The 23,975-nt window shown below is 39.3% G+C and carries 7 protein-coding genes; 1 reads left to right on the top strand and 6 read right to left on the bottom strand.

What is annotated here, in order from left to right; all coding sequences use genetic code 11:
• Positions 1-35: 35 nt before the first annotated feature.
• Complete coding sequence (locus WAX86_RS15285) at positions 36-1,136, top strand: SEL1-like repeat protein (protein ID WP_341489621.1); 1,101 nt, start codon at positions 36-38, stop codon at positions 1,134-1,136.
• 171 nt (positions 1,137-1,307) lie between these two features.
• On the opposite strand, the gene WAX86_RS15280 is transcribed toward WAX86_RS15285, so the two are convergent.
• The 6 genes from WAX86_RS15280 to WAX86_RS15255 form a co-directional block, all read right to left on the bottom strand.
• Complete coding sequence (locus tag WAX86_RS15280) at positions 1,308-4,064, bottom strand: hypothetical protein (protein ID WP_341489620.1); 2,757 nt, start codon at positions 4,062-4,064, stop codon at positions 1,308-1,310.
• A 17-nt stretch (positions 4,065-4,081) separates the two neighbouring features.
• Entirely contained in the window at positions 4,082-4,603 is a 522-nt protein-coding gene (locus WAX86_RS15275; protein ID WP_115061238.1) for an OmpA family protein, read from the bottom strand.
• Between the two features lie 17 nt (positions 4,604-4,620).
• On the bottom strand, positions 4,621-11,091 hold the full coding sequence (locus WAX86_RS15270; protein ID WP_341489619.1) for a hypothetical protein: 6,471 nt from the start codon (positions 11,089-11,091) through the stop codon (positions 4,621-4,623).
• A gap of 255 nt (positions 11,092-11,346) precedes the next feature.
• Positions 11,347-14,610 carry a hypothetical protein gene (locus WAX86_RS15265; RefSeq protein WP_341489618.1) on the bottom strand — a complete coding sequence of 1,088 codons (3,264 nt, stop codon included), beginning with the start codon at positions 14,608-14,610 and terminating at the stop codon, positions 11,347-11,349.
• A gap of 92 nt (positions 14,611-14,702) precedes the next feature.
• Positions 14,703-15,305 carry a hypothetical protein gene (locus WAX86_RS15260; RefSeq protein WP_237034163.1) on the bottom strand — a complete coding sequence of 201 codons (603 nt, stop codon included), beginning with the start codon at positions 15,303-15,305 and terminating at the stop codon, positions 14,703-14,705.
• Positions 15,306-15,513: 208 nt separating this feature from the next.
• On the bottom strand, positions 15,514-23,940 hold the full coding sequence (locus WAX86_RS15255; protein WP_341489617.1) for a GEVED domain-containing protein: 8,427 nt from the start codon (positions 23,938-23,940) through the stop codon (positions 15,514-15,516).
• Between the last annotated feature and the right edge of the window lie 35 nt (positions 23,941-23,975).

Here is a 23,975-nt window from a genome sequence, read left to right as displayed (position 1 = left end):
AATTAAAAATAGTACAAGGAAGCGAGAAATCAATTATGAAAAAATTATTATTGAGTAGTTTAGTCATATTATCAGGTTGCACTTTAGATTCTAATAATGAGATGCAAAATACAAAAGATAACAATATTACTAACATTCAGCAAAATATCGATAAACTCACTGAATTAGACCAAATAATTTCCATTATTGAAGAAGGAAAACCTTCAGATTTGGAATTAAAAAAACAGTTAGAAAAATTATCTTATATGGCTAATGAAAATTCAGATGCTATGCTTTATCTCGCATCTCTTTACGAAGAAGGAGATATCATTAGTAAAAACTTAGCTCTTGCAAGATCATATTACAGCAAGTCAGCTCAAAAAAATAATATACTCGCTAGATATTATTATGCTCTTATGTTGATAGATGGCAGGGGTGGAGAGCCAAATCATAACGAAGCAAAAGATCTATTACAAAAAAACATAAAAGACAATCATGAACAATCAACATACGCTCTAGCTTATTTGCACTTTATTGCTAAAGACTATCAGAAAACCATTGATATTCTCAGTACAAAGAAATCAATCGATTCTCCATCATCAAAATATTTATTAGGCATCTCTTTGTTAGAGCAAAATCAAAATATTGATAAAGCCGTTGAATTATTAACGCAATCATCGACAGAGAAAAATATTTATGCCAGTCATGCTCTCGGAAAAATCTACGCTCACGGCAAACACGGACAATTAAAAGATCCAAAAAAGAGTTTTTTTTATTTAAAGCAAGCAGTACAAGATAATGACCCAAATGCTTTGTATGATTTAGCGATGTTAACACTAGAAAACCCAGAACTTATTAATAACAATCATAATGCATCGATTGAAAAACTGATCCATGCCGATAAATATGGAAGTAAGTTTGCCAGCTTTGAAATCGCAAAATTATATGACCAAGGAAATATCGTAAAGCAAGACTATGAAAAAGCGATTTACTGGTATAAAAAATCTGCTGAAAAAGGAAATAATCGAGCCATGTATAATTTAGCCAGTATGTATGCTAATGGCGATGGTGTTTCTGTGTCGATGAGTGATGCTGAATTTTGGTTAAAGCAATCTGCTCAATATGGTAACCAGCGAGCTATTGAGTTATTAAAATAGCTATACTTTCACAGAAAAGTATCTGAAACTGACTTAGATCTCTACTCAAAAATAAAAAGACTTTTCATTCTTAATTGAAAAGCCTTTTTATTTTGTCTACAAACCAAGCAAAAAAAACTTGCTTAGCATATCAACTAAGCAAGCTGTTCCCGTCAAAGATTTAACGAAACTCTAATTATCAATGCGAATACCAAATATCAATGTCTCTGATTCACCAGGAGCTACCGTTCCTACGGTACCGATAATTGACCCTGTTGTTCCATTTACAACGGTATTAATAGTCCCCTCTGTAATACTTGGGATACCTCCTGTGACATTAAATGTTGTGTAAGCAGGAGTTGCATCTGTTAACGTCACATTATGCGCATCTTCAATCGCAATATTCTCAGTAGTCAAACGGTAGATAATGCATTCACCAGGAGCGACGGCAAAATTTGTAGTGACAAAATTACCCGTATCTGATGTACCATCACAATCTAAATCTGGCGTTTGTTCTTTTGTCACTTTCATATTGGTATTCGCAATAGTGGTAGTATCAATAATCTGTAACGTACCACAGGCAACGGTTGTTTCTACTGTTGTAATATTATCTTGACCTTGAGAAGCATTGGCCGGAGCAAGTACTTTAACAAACAGTACTTTCTGCGCACCTCCCGCTAAGGCAGTAATCGAGGTAATAGAATTATCAGCACCAGTAAGTACATCATCACCATCAGTATCTTCATAAATTACAGCCGAGAAGTCTGGATCTGAGTTAGTAACGGTTAAAGCGATATTGGCATAAGGATCATTGCTAGTGTTATTTAAGATATGTTTATAAACAATACTACCACCAGCATAGGTAACACCATTTGCATTAGGTGGACCAAATACCAAACACTGAGAACTATTGTCTATTGTCACCGCGTCACGTTTAATATCAGATGCACCTGTCGTTGGTGATACAACCTTAAAGTACACATCTTGAGTTGCCGTTGTTGCATTCTCTGGTACTGTTACATCTGCGTAGACGAGCATCGCATCATCAGGCCCAAGTACGGGTATATTCGTAATAACCTCTCCAGCTGCATTCTTAAACACAACACTCCAATCTGCGGGCATCGTATTTTCTGCAAAATTAGTACTACTATATTGCAGTTCATAACTGTCGGCGGCTCCCGATGTATTGGTGACATAAAGAGTAAAGCGTGTTGTTGTTCCAGGAGCTGTAGTATTTGTTATTACAGGCGTTGCTTCCGGTCCAGCACCAAAACCACAGTTATCATCAGCAGCATCACAGCTATCCTCAACAGTTAAGCTGGTTTCTGCTCTAAAGTTGTTCGTTAAATCAACTGTGCTAGCCGTAATTGTTCCTAATCGATCGATAACGGTGTTAGTTTTTGATGTATCATTAGATGATGTTGCCCTTTTTGTAACTTGGTATGGTCCCCCTAACGCAGAGGCGGGTAATGTGGCGACCAAAACAACTTTATAGCCACACAGATTTCCATCGGTTACTAAATAAGAAGGACATGTTTCACCAGCCGCCGGGATAACTCCGGTATCGGGATTGCTATCATTATCTGTATCAATTAAAGGTGTAACGCCATCACTCTTATATAAAAAGAAGCTAGTTCCACTTGGGAATGTCGATGACTCTATGGAAATATTAAAAATATCTTCATCATTACCCGTATTCCATATGTAGTTGGTAAAGCTAACTCGTGCCCCTTGTGAAGCAGAAGCAATATCAACTATCTCATGATTAGTATCATCAGAGCCATCACAATTATTGTCGGTACCTACATCACAACCACCGTTATTTGCAATAACCGCATAGTTAGAAGTAATCAAAAAAGGAACTCGGTTTGTATTCGTACTATCTTGTTCACCAACATCCACTGTACCACTGTTATCTTCATCAAAACCGTAAGTACCTTGGTTATATAATGTTGTTGCTGACAGTCCCGAATCAATATTTACTTCAAAGCTTATTGTTGCCGATTCGTCTGACGCCAGACCATCCATAACAAACTGAACTTCATCATTATTGGGGCATGATGCATCTGGAGCAATACAGGTTGTAAATGCTAAATCTTGATCTCCTGATGTTTCACTCCCCCCTGACGTTGTACCAGAGGCCGTAATGGTAGTACCAGATATACTCCACGAGACTGCACCATTGAAACGCATCCCCTCAGGTAGAACATCGTTTAAGATAACCCCATTCGTTTGTAACGGGTCCATATCGGTCAAACCCACATTAGTGTAGGTAAAGGTCACAGTATAAGGTCCGCTTGGCGATGCTCCTTCACTTGCACTGAGCGCTTTAGTTATCTCTACAATGGGTAAGTTTGTCGCCGTTACGGTATCAGTATTGGTTTGCGTACTCACCCCTCCGTTGGCGACCGCGACCCCATCAACTGTTACAGCCTGACTGGTTGCCGTAATCGTTAAAGAATCTGAAGAATTGATAGTGGCAGCTGGATCTATATCCGCCACAATAACAAATTCAAAGGTTTCACCTGGAGCCAATGGACCAACAACATCTCCAGAAGCAATTGGCGTTGAACCAGGATCTGCAACACCATCATTGTTTTCATCGGGATAGATAGTTGCAGAGCTGATCACTGAAGTCGGTAGCACCATATCAAGCACAAAAGAATCGGTGCTATTACCAGTATTTGTCAGTACATGATTAAATGTCACTGTTCGACCAGGAGCGCCTAATTTTGACTGATCATTGATCAGTGTTAAAGCTGCAACAGGTTGAACAAGGGTTTCAACCAAATTGGATGTTGTACTACGTAAGATATTGGCACTATCTCGGTAAGTCGCACCCGCTTGGTTTTTAATTACTGTCCCTGATTCAGTTAAAGCCATTGCAGCAAAACTGAGACTGGCAACAGCCGTTATACCCACTTTGGCGATACCCTTGAAGACATTCATATGAAGCTCCCCCTGCACTATTGTGCACTAGAATGACTAGCTACTGGACTGTATTGCATGCTTACTGGATTATAATCAGCACCTAACAAAATAAGCTGAGTACGACGATTAACTCGATTTTCGGCTTCATTTTGAGTTATCACAAATGGTTCACGAGAACCAGTACCTAATGTGACAATTCGATGTGGTAAAACACCATGCTGTTGTAGATAATCGGCTACAACATTGGCACGATCTTTAGCTAGCGCATTGTTATAACTGTCTTTGCCTGTTGAATCTGCAGAACCAATAACTGCAACGTTTAAATTAGGATTCGCTTTCAATAATTGTGCCGCTTGTTTGATAGCGTCCTGTTGTTCTGAACCTAATAGCTTTTCATCAAAATCAAAATTAACAACCGATGGCCAATAGTGTCCCTCAATCACTGTGGTAGAACCACCACAGGCAAGTTCACCATAATCAGCGTAAATCTCTTCATTTGATACACAGCCTGTTAAACCAATACTTAATAGAAATACAGATGTAGATAGAACTTTCATGATTATTTTCCTCACCACTATTCGCTTAACCAACCAAACAAGTCTTCATCAAGCTTAAACATAATGTCGAAGTAAAAGCCTTGTAAGTTATAACCTTGTGGATCGAGGTCATCATCATCAAAACCAATCACGTTATAACCAATTCCTGCACGTAAGTTTTCCATTACTAGATAGTTAACCCCGGCACCTAAAGAATAACGGCGGCTATCAAACCAATCTGTTCCTAACATGCCAGCGTGTAAATCAAGGTCCCAACGACGATTGATGTAGTAGATAACACGACCATCAATAATTGTTGCGACTGAATCATAATCTTGCTCGTATTCAGTAAAATCTTCCCATTTCAAACCAACTCGGCCTGAGATAGTCCATTTTGGAGACAATTGATAGTTTTGATGTGTTGATAAGATATGAGCAGTACGAGTTGAATCATTACGCTCTGTTTTCCACTCGTATGCACCCAACATGTGATAGCGGTTGGTTAATCTAGGGCGATATGCAAAGCCTAAACTAAAGTGATTACTCCACGTATTTTGAGCACCTTCTTTATCGATATAGCGATACTCTTCACGAACTAACCCGCTCCAATCTTGGCTTAAACGCGTAACCCAAGCGCCTAAAATGCCGTAATAATCTTCTGAATCACCATGACGGTATTCAATACGTCCTGTTGTTTTGTAATTAGGGTTGCGAATATCAGCAAGGCCAAGCGATAAAGCTAATCCAGAAGTGCCGTCACCCTCTATAACTTCAACATATTCGATAGACGGGTCAATGCTGATTCCAGGAACCATCTCGAATCGACCACGATAACCATTTGCAAGTTCTAAACTACGTCCATCAGAAGCACCACGCTGTCTAAACTCACTGAAAGTACTACCTCCATGTAGCCAGTCAACGTCAATACCCGCAGTAAACAAACTGGTTGTACCGCTACCTAAGTTAGTAATACCGCTTAATGAATCAATATACTCATACTGGGTATAGATACTGGCTTGTTTGTGAACTTTTAAATCGGCTTTAATATTGAAACGGCGCTTACTATCATGACCAAAACTTTGTTCATATTCAGTATCAAAACGGCCTGGACGACCCCATACGCTAAAGGTACGACCTACACCAACAATTGCAGTGGTGTACTCTTCAGAATCCGTTTCCGTTTCATTTTTGATATAACGAGAACCTAAACGCGTTGTCCATTGAGAACCTAAAATCTTCGTATCAACTGTCGCACCTACTGATTGCTGCTTCTCAGTGTGAACAAGAGATTCTGAATGATTGGCTTCGATATTTAAGTTCATTAAGCCCGTTAACTTCTGACGATGACGTAAACGAAACTCTTGACGAGCTGGAGTCACACCACCTGTTGTATTGGTATACCCTTCCTCAGCATAAACATACTCTAACTCTGTTACCGCTTGCGCACTCCAATCACGTTTAATTCGAAGTTTATAAGCCATACCGTCTTTAAGCTTACTATCAGTACCTGTTGAGGAAGTCAGATTATTAGCACTCTCGCTACCTTCATGAGACATATGAGCCACAGCTGCAGTTATTTGAGTTTTACTATCGAAATCATAGTTAACCCAAACACTTCCGATGTCATATCCTTCAACCTCGTTATCATTATATTCGTAGCTCGCGCCAGCAAGTAAATATGGGGTGAATAAATAAGAGAGTCTTGCCCCAGCTACGGTATAAGCATCGCCATCGCCTTCTACATCATAAGAAACGCGAACTTTGATTGGATTTAAATCGGGATCATAAGTTGGAACCACTCGATTAAAGCGCATATCTCCTGTGAAATAATCAATGGTATAGTCAATGTATCGTGTTAACGGCTGTTGTCTTAAGACCAGTCCCTGATTATCTCTGTCATAGGTGACCAAATTAACCGTATCAGAATGGCGGACAATACGTGTGTCGCCGATGCTATAGAACATAGCAGTACCATTACCACTGAACTCAACTACTTTATGTAGGTCTTCTGGGCGAGCACCATATAATTGAGCCATCACTCGACCATCGTTATACATGCTATTAAAGCCGTTTAGAACTTGGCTGGTGCGACCGATATCAGACTCATCGGCACCATCTGCGGTGTTATAATCACCCCACATTGCAAAGTGGCGCTCTTTTTCAAGTTTCACATAAAGCTTACTTGTACTGCGTGCATCATAACCTTTGATGCTGGCATCACCTGGCATTGGATAATAGCTATCTGGTGAGATTTCGCGATAGAAGTCTTCATCTGATTTATTACTGTCATAACTTAATGTTAGATGCATACCGCCTTTAATATTACCTTTCATAAAGGCTGCGGCTCTTTCGTCATGGCTGTAATTTTTATCTTCATAACCATCAGCTTGTGCTGGCGGCTCTTCACCACTAAAGCGACCATATCGACCGGTATAATTCAAAATACCCGAAACAAAGAGTGGTCTTTTAGCTGCTACTTGGTACACCTTGATACTGTCAGAAAAATCTTCAACCGAGGCTTGTACATTTATCTGCCCCGTATTTTCAGTACTACGTAGATAAACCGTTTTCTCACCATTAATCACACGAACTTGGTGGCCAGTTTCATTTTCCTGAATATCAGGGTCTAGCCATGAATCACCATGATCGGTATTCAACGTAACAAAATAAGTACCACGGGCAAGGTTATTATTTTCATCATAAAGTTTAATGATAACTGGAATGACAGAGCGTCCACCGTCTGCACGCAATACATCACCATCAGCAACCACACTGATACGTTTTGCAGACTTAGGGTGTGAGAAATTTTTACCAAGGACTAAACGTTCATTACCAAACGGGTCAACAGTCTTAATTTCAACTACATTATCGCCATCTTCAAGTGGGACACCATACCAACCAACAATTTGCGCATTTTCACGTTTATTAATAATGCGCTCACCTAACTGATCCACGCTGATCGCTTGGCCATTAACGTATAGCGTTGGTTCAACATCGCCTCGAATTACAGCAATAAAGCGTCCGTCATAGCTATACTCGTTTGTTGGCCAGTACCAAGTTCCTTTTTCTGCTTCAGCTCGTGTGATATTTTTCGCTTCCTTTTCAGGTAAAGGAATGGCTTCTTGCAGTACATTATCAATACGGAATTTAGCCTCTTGCGGGATACTACTATAAGCCGTTGGAACAATGCTGGTTTCAATTTTATAGTGTGATAACGCTGTTCTAAGATCTTTTAATTTATCTTGAGAATCGCTAAAACCAAAACGGATGGATGATAGATTCTCTGCACCTGGATAAACATAGGCCTCATCTTGAACCTCTTTCGGATAGAAAGAGATGATGCTTTCTAAATCCTTTTTACTGCCTTTACGAGATTCTAAAGCAAATCCTTTAAATACACTCAGAGCAGATGATGAACCTGATGCTTTTTCAACTTTATTGGTTGATGATTTCGATGGGCCACTAATTACACCAGATTGCAACTCTTCAGACTTGAGAGCCTTAGGCTTAGCATCATATTGAAGTCCTTTAAAGCTCTCTGCTGTTTTAAATAACCATTCACCATTAATATTGGTATTACGCTCTAAGAGTTCTTGATAAATGGCTTCTTGATTTTCTGTTGGACATGGAGCAACAAAATCTGCTCGGTGCATTTCACCACGACGCATATCTACAAACCTAGAGTCACCTTTTCCTGCATTTCGTGTATCAATAGGTTGCAGTTCAATACCAACAGGGAGCGTTTGTTTATCAACTTTAATGACATGATTACCAGGCTTAACTCCGAACATTGAATATTGGCCATTTTCATCAGTAATAACATAGTCACCGGTTTCTAAGTAAAGCTTCACTCCACCAATTGGCCACATTTGGTTTTTCATAATGTCATTACACTGAGCATCAATGAATACCTTACCGAAAATGATACCGCGGTCAGACATGACTCCTGTTTGAGTTACTTTGACCTGATATTTGTCAACATTTGAAGTAATTCGAGAGCCACTACTTCCACCAAATGTTGCAGCATCGGCATAAACAGAGTTAATACCATCAGAATCTACTGCACCAGCAGTCAGTTGAAGGACGTACGTCAACTTATAAGTGCCATTTTCTGGAGGCTGGGAGCTACCATTTAATGTGCCAATGTCGAAACGATAAGTGTAAGTGTCAATACGAATAGGATCCTGATATGGCTGGTCATTTAGACGAGTACTGCCTTCCATATACTTAAAACCATAAGGCATCGAATCGTAAACTTGTGCATTAAATAACTGGCTGTCTGGTAAGTTATTTTTGATAGTAACGGTGTACTTAACAAAACTACCAATCTCTGCACTGTCTTTATCAGCATCTTTTTGCACGGTTAAACGGCGATCTAAATTTTTGGGATCCAACGGAATGTCAAAAGTATTAACTCTATCTCTTACCGCAATAGGGAACAGACCTGAATTTTCGACATCTTGATTACCAAATGGGCCATACGATGCAGGAACAACATTATGAAGATTAAAGTTATCTAGAACCGTATAAGATGAAGGCCACACATGGGTCTCAGGTGGGACTACTGATATATAGTATTGATTACCATCAATAGGTGCCAATTTAGGGAAAAAGACTCGGCCTTCCGCATCAGAAGTAACTTCTGCAACCGGTGTTAATCCATCTACATTAGGTACTCGGATTTTAGCTGCAGGGGCTACATTGTTTTCGGTTTGATAAAATCTAACAATCGCATTCTCAATACCATTAAAGTTTGTTGCATCAAACACAACAAATTGAGGGCTAATGTAAGCTAAATCAGTCAGAATAATCTTATTGCCATTACGAGGATCAAATACCTCAATGACTAATTCATCATCTGGATTCGACTGAATTTCACAATCAAACGCCGTTGAACCATTTAAGTTAAAGCCACTAAAGTTAATAGTTTGGTCAATATTTGCTAATAACTCAGGTCGGATTGCAGAACCCGTACGCCATGGCGTAACTACATCTTCTAAACAATGATTTGTACCAGTTCGGGTATAATTATCTTTCGGCGCGACAGCATGCGCTGGAATAACACTTCGGAAAATACCTGTATTAGGGCCTGTTTCCGCAAAGACCCAGTGGAATGAATCACCATAAGTTGAACGTAATGTTACTGGATAATTTGATGAGGCCGGTCCAATAATATCAATGGTTGATGCATGTTCATTACCTTGAGGTAAAATAATTTGTGCATGAATACCATCAAATTTTTCATCAAATCCTGTTGTATCGGCATGATAATAAAAGTTAGTAGGAATAAAATGATCATGGTTACTGTATTCGATGGTAAAGTCACTATCTGGTTCAAGAACTTCATCATCGAGTAATTCAAAATCAATTAAGTTAGCTTCTTCTTCACCAATGAGAGTATTACATACCTCACCACTTCTTGAAATATTTTGATCTGTACTTGATAAATTAACTTCAGCTTCGCTGTAAATCTTAAATGGTTGTTGTCCTCTAACATTATTAACTTGCGTATAGTAAGTAAAATGCCCAGAGCTATTTGGTTTCATATAGTCTGGTTTAACTAAGAAACCAATCTTTTCAACATTTCCAGTTCCATCCCAAGAGCTATATACATACCAATCTAAATCATGATCTGCTTGTTCAAATACAAAGTTATTATTAATACCAACTAATACTACTCCACCATCAAAATTATTTTCAGGTGAAACTAGAGTAATAGGTGAATAATCTTTAGCTGGATTTCCATTAACAGTTTTATCTTGCAGTAATGTTATATTCGCAGGAAGATTAACAGAGATGAGTACACCGGTATGACTGACTTGTACTACATCGCCAGAGGTCTCTGACTTAACAAAAATATTATAAGGCTGCGATGATTCTTCTGGTTTAGTCAGTCCGATACTGGTGTAGTTTACTCTAAAATCAATCTCATTAAAGGAGGTAACCGCCTGTTGACAAACGGGTGAATTTTCAATGGAAAGATTAACAATTGGCCCATCAAATATTGTCAATCTTGTATCGCTAGTCTTCACAACTGATGGTTTAGCTTGTGATGTCACAACAGTTGTTAAATCATAAAAATCATTGTCTTGGTCTGTTGTAGGTATTTCAACTTGATAAACTAGATTAATAGACTCGCCAGGCTTTAATTGAGGAATAATATAATCCCCAGCATCATTTTTATTTAGCTCAGGCTCTCCTGGGTCATGAATACCATTACCATTGGTATCAAAATATATTTTTATTTCATTAGTATCAGGTGATGTTAAGTTTCCATTATCACCTTCTTTATTATTAACAGCAATAATATAGCTATCTTTAATATTACCTGTATTTGTTACTGTATGAGGAATACTAACTATAGAACCAGGTGCAACATTTTTTTCTGTTGTACTATCACCGGAAGTATCTGGTGTTAATTCTACGTCATAAATATTTTCAACTTTAACGTAAGAGATATTCGATAAGACTCGAATTGTTTCTCCTGAGCTAGAATCAAAATATGTCATGACTGCCTGGTTCGTTATTTTCGTTCCAGCGCTAGTTAATCCAAGTGCAGTTGAGCTCACGCTCAGTAAAATGAAAATAACTAGGTACTTCATTTTAGTTATTACATTTAAGAGGGCCATAAGCACTCTCCACAGGCTAATAATTCAAAGATATGGATATAGGCTTATTGAACTTACTTTTAAATTTGATAAGTAAAGCGAATAAATAAGTTCAATAAGCCTCCCTACTAGGTAGGGAGGACTGAGGTTTATTATTTAGTCAACTTTCACAACGAAGTGGCCAACAGCTTTGTCACCTGGAACCAGTGTCCCAACAGTGAAGGTCACAGTGTTACCACTTACCGCACCAGTAATATCAGTACCAGTTGTACCATCAGGTAGACATAGAGGACCTAAATCATCCGATTGTAGAGGGTAAGTTGCATCAGCTAGTGCAACAACAGTACCGGAGTCCGTTGTATTACGACAACTTACTAAGCTACCACCGGCTTCAAACTGAGTGTACTCGGTTAGTTGGTCAGTAATTACAGTATTTAGTGCATCTGAAGTACCTTCGTTAACCGCAATCAGTTTCCATACAATACACTGTCCAGGTTCTACAGTTGTTGTATGCTGCTTCAAGAAAGTCTTATCAGTATCAGCTGTTCCGTCACAATCTGTATCTAAATCAGCATACTTGTAAAGACGAACCTGACCTTTAATCACTTCAGAGTTATCTTGACCTTCCGCTGTTACTGTTGGGTCAGTCGTTGATACTGCTGTGATAGTCGTGATGTTGTTAGTACCTGATGTTGCATCTGTTGGTGCAAATACAGTTACTTCCATTGGGATAGTTTCACCTGGTTCTAGCGTTAATGAAGGAACCGTGTCTGAACCGTCAGTTGCATCACATGTAACTTCAATATCAGCGGTCGAACCATCTGCTTGCTGAACAGTAATTGGCGATGTTACAGGAGCATCACACAAGTTACCGACTTCAGTATCTGGTGTACCATCACCATTGGTATCAATCGAAATTGTGTTATTAAAGCCAGTAGTGTTATTACCAGAGCTTAAATCTACCGTTTCAGTTGTATTACCAGTATTACTTAGTGTGTGCTCATACATCACACTACCACCAGGTTCAATCTGATTACTTAGTGAAGTAGGAGTAATATCGATACTTGCACTTGTTGCAACATCAAATGCTTCAACCTTACGGTCAATAGCACCAGAAGCGGTTGATTGAACAGTTAGAGAGATGATGTAATCCAGATCGCCATCAGTATTTGCATCGATTGCAGATGCTTGATCACTATCAGCTAAAGCTTGAGTTGGATCAGATGGAATCGTAATTTCAGCTGTTACCCAAAGCACAGCGCCTGCAGGGATTGTTGGTGTTGATGTAATAACCGCACCTGTTGCTGCAATATCTACTGTACCATCGGCATTTGTATCAATACCATTGTGCTTAAACACAACAGTCCAACCCGCTGGTAGAGCCGTTTCCCAGCTAGCGCCGTTGTAGCTACCTTCCGCACCGAGTAAGAACGAATCTGAGCTACCACCTTCGTTAGCAATATAGATAGGAGCTGTAACTGTTGAACCTAGAGGTTCATCATTAAATACAGTTGCAACATCCGCACTTGTAAAGCCATCGCCAGTATCAACTGGATCAACATCTACAGCTGGATCAATGGTTGTAATTGGCGTATTCGCAATATCAACTGTTGGTCCAGTAATATTATCTAAGCGCTCAGTCTTAGTATCACTTTGAGTTGCATCATTGTAAGAAGTCGCCGTTGTTACTGCATCAAACGGTGTTGTTGAATTAGCAGCATCAGATGGCAACTTAGCCACAACACGGAACAAGGTTTCGTTACAGTTAACAGTGATTCCGTCAATTGTTGTTGCTGCGTCTGTACATGTAGATGGATTAACTGGTCCGGTATCCGGTGTAACATTACCGTTAGTGTCAACCAATTGTGCGCTACCATCTGCATTCCAGTACTCAAATGTTGTACCTGCAGGGAAGCTTGTATTAACTGTTGTTAAGTCGAAGCTATCAACAGTGTTACCGCTGTTGATAATCTTGTTATAGAAGAAAACATCACTACCCGCTGCTGCTGTATCAACAGTTTGGACGTTATCATCTGTGCCATCAGAGTCACCACCACCTGATGTACCAGATTCAGTACCAGTATCTGTGATACCTACACCAGTAGTCGTTGTGGTTGTAGTTGTGGTTGGGTTTGAAGGATCTGGACCTGCTGTTGTTGGATCTGGATCATTACACTCTCCAGCATCCTCATAATCGCCATCACCATTAAGATCCGAACATGAATACGCTACGTTACCGATTTCAGTATCACCTTGCATTGTTTCTGGTGAGTAAGCTACGTAGAATGTCATTGAAACGGTAGTATTAGAAGCGAGTTGATCATCTACTGCATAAACACCTGGTACTGTAGTATCAGTAGTAACGCCATTACCATTAAGGTCTAAACCACCATCGATTTGGCTTTCCGCAGTATCATTTGTACCATCCTGATCCAAATCAACACCGTGAGAAGCTTCATCAACCAAATTTGCAGCATAAGCAATTGGTGTATCACCATTTACAGTAAGTAAACCGCTGCTGGTTGCATCATATGTAGCGCCCGTACTACCCGTTACAAATACTGTTCCATCTGGAATACCATCGAAGATAACAACATCTTTTGCATCAGTATTACCCGTATTTGAAACCGTTACTGTATAACGAATTAAGCTCAATTGTCGGTCTGTACCACCGTCACCATCAAGGTCAATACCTAAAGAACTTTCCGTTCCAATATTTTCAAGATGTGTGGCTGATTTGGTCATATTAATTACAGCATCATTCGTTACAGTAATTAAATCGGCATTTGTATCAGCTGCAGAGTCATTGTTATCACCCGTATCTGTTACTGAGCCATCAATAGCAGATCCAGTACCATTGTGTGCTTCAGCTTCGAGCGTGACCCCCAAAGTATCGCCAGGTACAGCTGTTGTTGGTACGGCAGCAGCAACGATCAAATTCATCTGCTCACCACCGGCCAAGGTGACTGTATCACCAGAGCTAAACTCTGCTTCACCAGCATCTGGCTGACCATTATTGTTTTCATCATTGAAAAGCTTAATGGTTGTAGCATCAATAGTATCTGCACCTCGAGTATCGGTACCAGGTAAGTTCTGAGCAAAGGTTAATGTATAAGTATCAGAACCGTTACCAGTATTGGTGAGAACGTGTGGAAGATAGACTGTCTGACCAGGCGAGCCTGTTGTATTTAAATCCTGTTCTATCGTTGCACTATAAATTTGGGCAACAGTAACAACAGCTTCATTCGATGTTGCTTGATATGAGTTACCTGATGAATCTTCATAAGTAACTGTTGCTAAGTTTTTAATGTCTGTTCCAGCGGCAGTAGCAGCAAGGGCTTGGCTAGATAAAGTACCCGCACCTACCGTTATGAGTCCCGCTGCAACCCATTTTGATATAGGTTTTAAATGCGTATTCATAAAGTGGTTACCTTTATAAGGTTTAAGATTAATTTCATTTAGATGTCGCTAATCCCTTGCTCTGACGCATGGGTATTTCTTTCTCCTAACGTTTATTTAACTTCTATACGATAGGTGAAAATTTGTTTTTCCTTAGAATTAATTGGAACTTCAGGAATCCAACGAACAGCTGTGTATTTTTCAGGTGGAATAATAACTTCAACCTTTTTTCCATCTTTCATTACTTCTCGTTTTACCGGCTCTGGCTCAAATGTTTTTCCTCCATCAATACTTACAACAAACTTGGATTTCACTTTCGTTTTATCCGTATCACCGACATAAACTGTATTTTGTGGAATAGGACCGGTAATCACTAATCCATCAAGAGCTCCCTTACTATTATTAGTGTAAGTCAGCTTATATTCGATCTTATCTTTGGGATAAACCGTATCTGCAGGTTTTAAAACTTCATCTCCATCTTTATTTACTTCAATTAAATAAGCATCCATCTGACTAACAAGAGGCTCTTTGTCATCAGCTAATGCAGAGAAAGATGTTGTTAAACTTAGTAGGAACAAAAATAGTAAACTTTTCACATTACACCTCATCATATTTATACAAAGCACTAATCTAAATGCGATTAGCATGCCAAGACTGAACACAATTAAAAACAGTAAATTCAACATATTAAAATAATCAAAGAAGGGTAAATCCATAAACACCTCAATTTATTCAATTTGCAATTTTTTATTACCGCATTGCATATCAGTATGAGATTTATATTTTTTATATATTCATAATCTATTTAATAATATGAGAGATGGTATTATTAACCATCTTAGATTTAAGATTTCACAGGTATAAAAGAAAACATCATCTCATAGTTTATCAATGGTAAATTTCAAGAACTAAAAATAAGAATTGTTATATTATTTTAACTCGATAGATTAAAACACCAGATGTATTTGGCTCTAATAGTCCAGATAATATCCATTTTATATTACCTTGATATCCAGAATTATTAACTCCATGTTCAGTTTCTATTTTGCACAATGAAATAGAAGAAGGAATAGTTCCATTATTACAATCTATTAATGAATCTAATTCTGTATAAGCGGGAGTGTCATCTGAAATAGTAATATCTGATATATTGCCAGTTCCTACATTAGAAAAAGTGATTTCATATTCTAATATATCTCCAGGCCTTCCTTGATTACTAATACCCTTCTCGGTTCCTTGAGTTATATTTGTTACCCTCTTTTCTAACTTTAGTTGACCCGCACCTTGGAAGGAAACTTTAACTGTATCTGTATTTGATAATGTCCTTGTTACCCCATGATTTGTAATAGCGGGATCAGTAAAGGTAGCTAATGCAGATAAGTTATAATGAAAAATTGCATTCAGTGGCGCTGATGTTGGTGCGTATACCTTGGATAAAATACAAACTTCTATACTTCCTACCACCGAAATTACTGAAGTAATCGCATTATCACCGGTATCCACCCGACCATTGCAATTTGCATCTTGATAAATTTGAACACTCCATTCACTAATATCGGGATCAGCAACCATATCAGTAATAGAGAATAAAACGTCACTTGAAGTATACGTTATCAACTTGTGCGAGAAATTCACGAACTGCCCTGGCTCAATTTCAGTGAAATTATCAGCCTCTAGCCTTGGCGTACGTACTTTACCGAAATCTAACGACTCAATAGTATCTCCCGCATTGGCAGTAATGACCATCTGATTATCAGTGACATTACTGCTTTGGACTTGGCTAATCGCACTAACATCGCTTTCACTAATATCAATCCACTTAGCTTGTGGTATCACATTAAGCAATACTGGCTGGCTCGCAACTTCAACGGGGAGAAGTAATTCATAGCTGCCATCACCCCGACTTCTCGTTGTTGCCAACATATCACCTGATGTATAGCCACCTTGAGTAATACCTTGATAAATAGCTTGTACAGTAAACCCACTTAAACCCGTTTCCGCTCCTGACTGAATACCGTCATGTGCAACGCCACTACCAGCAGCATTATCTTCAAAAATAATACCTCTGATGAGAATCTGATTGATAAGCTCAAATTGATAATCTTCTATCTCACCATTTATGGCAATTTCACCTAAAGAGGCATCATCAGGTTGATTACATTCATCGGCATTAGCACATAAACGAAAGCGCATCGTTGTATTACCGTTATAACCAGATGTAAATGCGGCAGGCAATAGAAGTTGAACCGAATTGGTTCCATCGACAACATCTAATTCATTAACAATTTGCTCGCCATTATCACGATAACTGCCATTGCCATTTAAATCGGCCCACACATTGAGCTTTAAAGAACTCAAATCTTGACTAGTAACATTTACGTCAATGTTTACCAGACTATTAACAACAATAGATACTGGCATAGCTACACCATCTTCATCATCAATGTCTAATAGATCATCTCCTGTTGCATTTGGATCATCGGGCTGTGCAAGCTCCGGATCAATAAGCGATCCCAATCGATAATCAGCTTCACCGTCGCCGTTGTTATCATAAAAATAATGTCTTGCTGTTCCATCAGTTATAAGATTTGTATCACCGTGATCAACCGATTCAAAACAACCTGCAGCATCAAAACTATTGGGGTATGCATTCGCCATCGCGCCAATCGGTACAATATCTCCGCTACGTAAATTTATTCGATACATTGCAGAACCAGTGAAATCGGTACTACCATCCCGATTCAGATCATGATCTCCTGTATTACTGATTGCATACATAAAAATGCCATTGTCCATAAATACCGCACCAAACCCACCGCCATTTTGAGGTGGACTCACGCCATTCCATGCCATAGCCTGTGTAGAAATAGCCCCTGTTACTGTATCCAGTTGATAAATAAGACTATTAGTAACATCAGGATTATAGAGATAACCATCCGATGCAAATGCCATATCTCCTCCCATTCCATTAACCGGAGAGGAAAAAGAAACCACATCAAAGACTCTTTCAACAAGATGAATACGAATCATTTGGTGCCATTCTTGATGATGGATATAAAGATAAGTCCCTGTTGGGTCAACCGCACCTCTTGCCGCAGATTGAATAATCTGACCGCCAACATCTCGAGTTAAAATTTGACCTTTAGAAAAACTAACGGTGCCGACAGTATTATGGGTTAATGTTTGATTTTGCGACGATGCGACAGTTCCAAGATCAATCACCTCAGAAGCACTTTGATCGGTAGTTAATAAATGAATATCTCTTTCAGGCGAAGAGGTATCCATGGCAATACCGTAGATCAAATAAGTTTCAGGGTGAATACCCAATGCATTGAGACTATTAAAATTAGCTAGATCATTAATTGTGACGGGATTTTGTAATATATTGGTCGAGAAAGGCTGTTTTGTAGCAGGATCTAGAGCTTCTAGAGTGAAAACACCTGATGCCCCATGGGATAAAATCGCGCTGTCACAGGTTTCAGAAACTAGAGTGCTGATTGATGTCCAAACTTGATAATCCTCAACTTCCCCATCGACCGCTTGTTGGCCTTGCTCCACATCATTAGCTTGGTCGCAAAGATTCACGGCAGAACAGAATCTTACTCGAGCTATTGTGGCTCCACTATAGGATCCCATTGCAGCAGAATCTAATAAAATGGAAAGAGTTTGCGAGCCAGAAGTGACAGGGTAATTAATTAATAACTGCTCTGATGATTCAAATGCCCCACCTTTTTGATAATCAAGCCACAAATTAATCACGCCAGCTTGATTGGCAATAACAGTAATCTCATTATTACCTGGTGTCATTGCGGCCGGGAAAATCACCCCATCTTCATCAATTAACGAATGTAGATTATCATCACGGGCAGTCGCACTTTGATGAGCAATAAACTCACTATCCCACAAATTGCCCAGATAAAAATCCGTTATTCCGTTGTTATTACTATCTGTATATAAATGACTGGCGACGCCATAACTAGTTGCTGCATCACTGTAATCAGTAGCCGTTGTAATACAACCAGCAGCATCAGCATAAGTGCTTGTTATACTCGATATAGGCTCAATAAAAATCGCTTGTTTTGATTTTGTATTAATTTGATAAAGTGCTTGACCTGTACTATCTAAAGAACCATTTCCATCACTGTCATAATCACCATCAATGATTATATACAAATGACCATCTTCCCCTTTTACCATGCCATATGAACTCGCAACAGGTGGTGTAGAATCAAAATCGAGAGCCATTGCACTGATAGCACCAGTTTGCGGATTAACGGAATAAAGCGTCTGAGTAGATATTTCAGCCGAACATAATTCTTGCGATTGAGTGTCATAAACCCAATCACCATCAAATGGTAATGAGATTCCCCCACCAACAGTCATCCCAAGATCAGGTAAAAGAATATTGATGGCCTGCACCGTAAAGCTATTTAAATCTACCTGTAATATTTGACCACTATTTGGATGACCTAAATAAAGATACTGACCGTCATTACTGATTGCCCCCTGTTCACCCACAATATCGCTACTCACCACAAGAGGTGAACCCGATGTTATTGAGGTTATCGCTCCAGTCCGCACATCTGTAATATTGAAGTTCTCTGCCGCCGTAGGCATACCTAAATCAACAATATTGCCTTGCTTATCAAACAGAGCGATATGTAAGGTATTACTGCCATCAAAAAAGGCACCATAAAATGCGCCACCAGCTAAATCAAAAGCAATACCATTTAATGAATCGTAACCAGTTTGATTGGTAAATATATTTACGGGGTTAAAAGGGACAGTAGAAAGATCTATACGATCAAACTGATAATTTATCCCAGTTGTTGAGCTCGTTTGATAAATGCCATCACAAGTCGTATCTGGAAACACACCTTCAATGACTTTTGCTGTGTGATCTTCTATTTCACCGTTACTTGCAAGACCCGTTGGAGAACTACACCCCGAAGCAGCATCGTCACTGCACACTCTTAAACGAATATAGGTATCCCCAGTCACAACTGATGCTAGTCCTGTCCAATTAACGGTAACCGTTCCAACAGCTTGCGATGCTAAAATTGCACCAGACGCACGCTCAGTGGATTCAAATGTTCCACTTTGATCAAAGTCGACCCAAACATACACTGTCGCTGCTTTAGCTGAATTATTGGTAAATGGCACATCTAGGCTACCCGCTCCACCATTGATAAAGACTCGTACTTGATTACTAAAAGCATCCTCATCATCAGGCGTTGTGCCAGATAAATCATCACTATCAGCCTCTGTTGAGCCATATCCATCAACATCATTATCGGTATTTTCAGAACCTAACCAGATAGAATTACCTCGAGTAATATGATGAGGACCAACATCAGCGTAAGAGGTAATAAAACTATCGGGTGCATCACCAAAATCGAGTCCTAGAGGAGCATAACGACAACGGGCACCATCATTGGTCGACATGGTAAAACCTAAATTGGATACGATCGTTGCGGTATAGTTTGCAGATGTTCCATTGCCTATCGGAATTTGTAAAACAGGTGCGGATATATCTGGATTTGGAGGAGTATAGCGTCCATTATTCACCGCATACATATTGCCGGCTTGATCAAAATAGATGGCACCATAAGCAGAAGAAAAATGATTGTTGTTATAAGCTCTACTTGTCCCATTATGGATAACAGTTGTTACTGATTTACTGTTATCTCTTGATTGTGTTACGGGATCATAAATCGCAATTACTCCATTTTTCCTTAAACCATAAATTTTTCCATCTGTGGGATTAATAGCAAAATCAGCCGTTGAGAATGCAGAAATAGAAGGTCTACCAATTTCTTGTAGATATGTTTCACTAGCTGGATTGACATCAACCATTAAAATATAACCGGTACCACCACCTGTCATATATAAAATACCATCATCAGAAATAGTGGCGTTATTGAAGTTAATATTAATATTTGAACCAGTTAGCGTAATCGGTAATAAATGGACATTGTAATCACCATCAACTAAAGCGATCACACGCAGGTTTGTACCACTGACATCACCAATAATATGATTGGTTTGCATGGCATAACCAACTTGTAAACCATTATTGTTATAACCAGCGGTGGTGTCAGGGGCGAGTTCTTCTGTTGCACCAGAAAATAAATCCACAGCAAATAGGTCTGCTGGCGTTCTCAGTGTTAAATAGCCATCCGCATCACAAGAAGCGAACTCAGGCGCTAAGAAATCAGCAAAGTTATTATTACTGCTATCACCTGTAATAACACCTAGTGAGATAATATTGGCAGAACTAGAACCATAACCTTCGGGATCCGCAATAGTATTGTTAATCAATAAACCGTCAGTATTTACTGTACCAACTTGAGGGGGACATATTGAGGGAGCGGGTAATGTTTCATTTGCAGTTTCAAACAGTTGGTAGCTATGACCATCAAGTGCAGCCAAAGAGTAATCACCATTACTGTCTGTCAAGGTCGATTGACACGTACCAGATGTCTGATCAAATAGCGTTATGACTACCCCAGCGATTCCAACCTCACCAGTATCAAGTGAGCCATTATAAAAAGGATAAGTGGTTGAAAAACTTGTATCAGTGCCTAAATCATTGAAAACCTTACCACTGATACGGCGACCAATAATAATAGTAAAATCTTCCACTTCGCCATCGCTGGCAACTCCAGCATAATCATTGGCGGTTAAACTATCGGTTGTAATTCTTAATCGAGCAAAAGAAGTGGTTGGTGTGGCTGATACCGTAAAGCCGGAAAATGTTAATAAAGCCGAGCCATCACTATTACTATCTATATCATTACAACTGATCTGTGCAAACTCACCGCTATCAGAAAAATCGCCATCAGCATTAAAATCAACCCAACCATAAACGGTTGCCGCTAAATCTGCTGTGCCATTATGATCATTACAGATAGCATTAATTTGATAAGTAGTACTATCAAGAAACAGACCTTCCATACCTGTAACAGCATCTTCATCATTACCATTGGCAATACCTGACGTATCACTATTATCATCATCTAGCGCCGTATTGGGGAAATCTTCTATACCATCGGAAAAACCATCACTATCAGCATCTGGAGCCGTATTACCAAGATATATTGTATAACGATTCCCACCCAAACCGTGCTGAGCGCCACCACTGCTTGCTAGAGTTTGATAAGAATCAGGAGCATCGCCAAAATCACTTTCTTGACTAAATGTAATGACGTGATCTTCAATTTCACCATTTGCTACTGAACCTGTACTTCGCTCATCCCAATTTGTTGCAGTATCATCTGAAGGAAGGGCATTGTCGGTTATTCTCAAACGTAAATACGTAGTCCCCTCTTGCACATTATCAATATCAATCCAACGCAACAGAGCAGAACCAGGATTATTCGGATCGGTATCAATACATTCTCTAGAGGTAAATTCAGACTCTTCAAATCGATTATTCTGGTTAAAATCAATCCAGCCATAGACAATAGCACCAAGATCAACGCCAGTATCATTATCATTACAAGGAACCGTTAAGCTAAAAATATTTTTTGCCGAGTCAAAAACAACACTAGCAACAGCATCTTCATCATTACCTACCGATGATATTGAAGTATCTGTTGTATCATCTAAGTCTGCAGTAATGCTCTGGTTCAGACCTAAGTCACTATCAGGAGCAATAGAACCAAGATAAATGCTTGGAGTAGAAGTATTACTATGAGATGCGCCATCTGAAGATAGCAAAGTATGGAAAGTATTATCTGAACCATCATCTGGAGCATCACCAAAGTCTATTTGACGAATCTCAAATAGATAATCTTCAACTTCACCGTTACTTGCCGTGCCCGTTGGCGTTGCACAATCTCCGGTTGAACAAGTACGTAAGCGTATATACGTTTCAGTGGTTGTGGTTGGTGTCGTAAAACCACTAAAAGTTAAGTTAGCTACGCCATCATTTGATGTTCCACTTCCATCATTGACATCAAAACAGTCCGCTTGAGCATTTGTTTCAAATACCCCATCCTGATCAAAATCAATCCAACCATAAACAATAGCACCTAAATCACCGCCATTTGAGCTATCAAAATCGTTACAGATTACAGTTACATCATAATTTGTCGCACCAACAACAGTCCAAGGTGCAGAAGAAAGCCCATCTTCATCCGCAATATTATCCAGACCATCTGCGTCGGCATTTGCATTTTGCAATAAGCCAGAATCATAATCAGGTTGCTGTGATCCCAAAAAAACAATGTCTATGAAAGGATCTAAGTGTTTAGCTCCATTATCATTTTCTCGGGTATTATAATTATTAAGACTGGTTCCTGATGATAGATCAGGAGCATCACCAAAGTCAGCAAACTCAATAAAATGATCTTCAACTTCACCCCAGCTTACACTACCTGTCGGGAAAGGATTAGTAATGAAAGAGGATTGGTTGGTAATACGAAGACGAATAAAGGTATTAATCTCTGTTGCTGTAATGTTATCCCACCAAATAACGTGGACATCTCCATCAGTACCAGTAGGAACATTCGCCATCCCAGGCATAAGTTGAGATCGCTCAGACGGGTTATCAAAAACACCATTATTATTCCAATCTAACCAGCCCGCTAACATAGCTCCTGAACCAGAAACATTTCGAGCTGGCACTTCAATACAATAGGTATTTTCATCCATTGTGACGGTAGATAACGCCACTATACCTGTCGTTGTATCTTGAACTAGCCCAGAACACGTTGCTCCCGATTCCCAAGGCGTAATAACAACACCAGTCCCCTCATCATTAGTACCTGAATTATCATCACCTGTTGCGGTACTATTACTTAAATTACTGTTTTCATAATCAATATCGACATCACCGATGCGCATCGTTTTCGTTGTACTGGTATAAGTATGCCCAGCTAAACCATAACTACTTGGCGCATCTCCATGATCATCACAATAAACAGAAATCGTATTAGATGAGGTATTACCGCCGATGTTATAGGCGCTGATGGTATAATTCACAATGGTTTGAGTTGGTCCCGATAACCAGATATTCATTCCTGCATTAATATGGCCAGCTTGAATTTGTCCCCATATTCGATTACCAGACCAATTTAAAGTTTGAAATCCACAGCTACCACAAACATCACCAACAACATTTGTTAAAGATACACCTGGCGGTAAATTAAGATTAAAATCAAAGTCTTTATCAACATTTCCGTTACCATCAGACCAATCCACAACCCAAATACTTCCCGTCATCTGCTGACCACATTGATTCGCACTAATGGTCATGCCTTGTATGTTGGCTTCACCCCATACAAAGGAAGAAAACAGCAGGAAGAATAGAAAGGTGATCTTTGTCAACCGATTGATGATAACCATAAAAACCTCTCGTAGGTGAAACTTCGTCTAAGCAG

The sequence above is a fragment of the Photobacterium damselae subsp. damselae genome, from assembly GCF_038086725.1.
Taxonomy (GTDB): domain Bacteria; phylum Pseudomonadota; class Gammaproteobacteria; order Enterobacterales; family Vibrionaceae; genus Photobacterium; species Photobacterium damselae.
This window is presented reverse-complemented; position numbering and strand designations above follow the sequence as displayed.